The organism is Aminobacter sp. P4_H6_2 (assembly GCF_056400805.1).
Genome location: NZ_JBFUKO010000614.1, coordinates 1 through 3,143 on the forward strand (window position 1 = coordinate 1; position 3,143 = coordinate 3,143).

Sequence of the window (3,143 nt, forward strand, 5' to 3'; positions counted from 1 at the left end):
ATTTCGCCGCCTCTTCCGTCGACCAGTCGACATTCATCGGATCAACTTCGCTGCCATCCGGCGCAAAAAGGCGAATCTTGCTGTCGGTCAGATAGTTCGGGTTCTTGCGCATCAGGGGGATGATGTCCTTGCGGACGATCGACACCGGCGCATTCCAGTACGGGTTGACGACGATCTCGTTGATCTTCGAGTTGACGATGGGCGACTGGCGATCGACTTTGCCGACGATGGCCGTGTGGCGCAGCACGATGCGATCGTTTTCGACGGCTTCAACCTGGGCAGCCGGAATGTTGACGTTCACATAGCGGTTGCCGAGCTTGCCGGCCTGCGCCTGGATACGGGTGAGATTGGTCTGGAGCTGACCCAGGCGAACCTGGGCGGAGATGTTCATCGCCGCATAGGTGTACTTGCCCATGACGCCATCGGACGGCAGGCCATGCCGTGCCTGGAAGCGATTGAGTGCGGCATCGACATAGGTGTCGAAGGATTGGGAGAGGCCAGCGCGCGGCGACAGGTCACCGGAAACCATCAGGCGCTTGCGCAGCACCACGACATCGGGGTCTTCGTCGCCCAGCTTGAGCTTCTTGTTTGCGGGCACGACTGGCCAGCCGCCCTGAGCGACGATGTTCTGATACTGAGCGATGGCCTGTTGCACGAAACCGATCGTCTGCGGCGAAAAGATCGGCAGCGTCGAGACGACCTTGTCGCCCTGGCTGACACGCGCATCGAACTGATCGTCCCAGTTGCCGCGACGCGACGAACCGAGAACTTCGCCGATCACGTCCTGGGCGCTAGCGGCGCCAGATATGGCGGCCACGGCGATTGCGCCTGCACCGGAGAGAAAGAAACGGCGGCTAGTTTTCATGGACGTTCCAGACATATTCGCGCAACAAAACCGGCAGGAAATTTCCCGCGACGATATGACGACCACACTTAACAATTAGCCAACCATAACCCGACATCACGAACACGTGACTCGCGACTTCTTCGCACGGGTTGCTGACGGCCGAACAGGCAGATCTGGCACATCACAAGTTTTCGATAGGTCATCCGAATATGGCGGCAACATGGCTAGGGCGCCTTCTATTGCATCGCCTCAAGCTAAAAAAGGAAGAGCCGGTGCATTTCTGCAACCGGCCCGGCGACTGGAGGTCGTTCCTTGGGAAGAATGGGAATAGGGCAGTAAGGTAGCAGGGCAGTCAGAAATGGAGCGTGGCACCTGCGGTCTTGCCGACCTATTGCCCCACTGCCTTACTGCTCTATTCCCCTTCCCTGCAGGCTTACATGCGGTAGGCGATGGTGTCGTTCCAGAAGCGGTCGAGGCGCTGCAGGGCGCGGTTCATCTGCTTGAACTCGTCGGTGTTGATGCCGCCGACATGTTCAATCGAGCCGACATGACGATCGTAAAGACCGGCAACGACCTCGGCCACGTCCTGGCCCTTGGGCGTCAGGCTGACCCGAACCGAGCGACGGTCGATGCGCGAACGCTGGTGGTTGATGAAGCCGAGCTCGACCAGCTTCTTGAGGTTGTAGGAGACATTGGAGCCGAGATAGTAGCCGCGTGAGCGCAATTCGCCGGCGGTCAGCTCCGCGTTGCCGATATTGAACAGCAGCAGGGCCTGGATTGCATTGATGTCGCTGCGGCCGTTGCGGTCGAACTCATCCTTGATAACATCAAGAAGACGGCGGTGAAGTCTTTCGACCAGCTGCAGGGATTCCATGTAAAGCGAACGGATAGCTTCGTTACGGTCCTCGGAAACCATGGCGGGCTTAGCCACCTGACGCGAATTGATCATTGTCTTTGCCTCTCTGTTTTCGCCTGGTGACTTTTTTGTTTGATGTCACCTTGATCGCGAACTTATCGAATACCCATAAAATTCGACTTAAACGTCAGGCTTAACAAGGGCTTACCAGGCACTGGTTTCGAAAGAAGGTTAACGAAAACCCTTCCGAGTAAGAATAATTAACCTTGTATTTTATGGGATGGCCCGCAACGCCCTGAAAGCGTTGGCTACTGGGCAGCGCGGCGTCTTTGGAGGTGCAAGACGATCCGGAAGGCGGCGTAAATCAACGCCACCGAAACATGGGCGGCGACGATCAGCGGGCGGCTGCCAAACAGATCGGGGAAGCCCGCATACATGACAATCTCGGTCGCAGCGCAAATGAACCAGATGACCGGCCCCCACGACGACAGCATCCACAGACCAATGGCAGCGAAAGGAAAAAACGCCGACAGTGTCACCGCGGCGACCTGCCAATGAAGCGGCATCAGGTCGAAGCGCCAGAGCGGGCCGTCATAGACGCCGATGAGGCGGACCCAATAGAGAATGCCGAACAGCAGGCAATAGGCCGCCACCACGCGCAGGAACAGCGCAAACGCATTCTCGATCGCGGACGGGTGCATCTCGCGCAGGCGGCTTGCATTGTCGTTCACAGGGCGAGTTCCCCATCGCCGAGCGTTGCAAAATAGCGGTCGATATCGGCCGGATCGACATCGGCGAGCCGTGCGGGCTGCCATTGTGGGGTCGAGCCCTTGTCGATGAGCACGGCGCGGATGCCCTCATAAAAGTCGCGGCCGGTCAGCATGCGGTTCAGTATCCGGAACTCCATGCGCATGCAGTCGTCCATCGACATGGTCAGCCCGGCCTTGATCTGGCGGAAGGCGACAGACAGGCTGGTTGGCGAACGCGTGAGAATGGTTGCGAGCGTCTTGGCGGCAAACTCGCTCGTATCCGCCTCAAGGCTTTCGATGACATCGGCAAGGGTGGGCTTGGAAAAGTGCAGGGCAATGGCTTCGAGAGTATCGCGCTCAGTCTCGCGCTTGGCGGGCCGGAAGAAATTGCGCAGAACCGCTTCCGATTCGCCGGTCTCGCAAAAACGCTCCAGCAGCCCGATCTGCCCGTCTGCCGAAATAGTGTGCGTCGCCAACCCGGACCAAAGCGCGTCGCCATAGCGGATCCGGTTGCCCGTCAGCGCTAGATACATGCCAAAATAGCCGCCGAGATCGGGCAACAGATGGCTGCCGCCGACATCGGGAAAAAAGCCGATGCCAACTTCCGGCATGGCGAATTGCGCGTTTTCGGTCAGCACCCGATGCGAGCCATGGAACGAGATGCCGACGCCGCCGCCCATGACGATACCGT

General features: G+C 58.7%; 4 protein-coding genes. All 4 read right to left on the reverse strand.

Translation table 11 applies throughout. From position 1 onward, the window contains the following. The coding region (locus tag AC1DUU_RS27450; protein ID WP_476786511.1) for a L,D-transpeptidase family protein at positions 1-865 on the reverse strand (865 nt) is incomplete at its 3' end. 415 nt (positions 866-1,280) lie between these two features. Continuing rightward, complete coding sequence (gene ldtR / locus AC1DUU_RS27455) at positions 1,281-1,796, reverse strand: transcriptional regulator LdtR (RefSeq protein ID WP_109576855.1); 516 nt, start codon at positions 1,794-1,796, stop codon at positions 1,281-1,283. A 215-nt stretch (positions 1,797-2,011) separates the two neighbouring features. Next, positions 2,012-2,404 (reverse strand): DUF6163 family protein, encoded by a 393-nt coding sequence (locus AC1DUU_RS27460; RefSeq protein WP_476786513.1) that lies wholly within the window; start codon positions 2,402-2,404, stop codon positions 2,012-2,014. Between the two features lie 26 nt (positions 2,405-2,430). Further along, the coding region (locus tag AC1DUU_RS27465) for an enoyl-CoA hydratase/isomerase family protein (RefSeq protein WP_476786512.1) at positions 2,431-3,143 on the reverse strand (713 nt) is incomplete at its 5' end.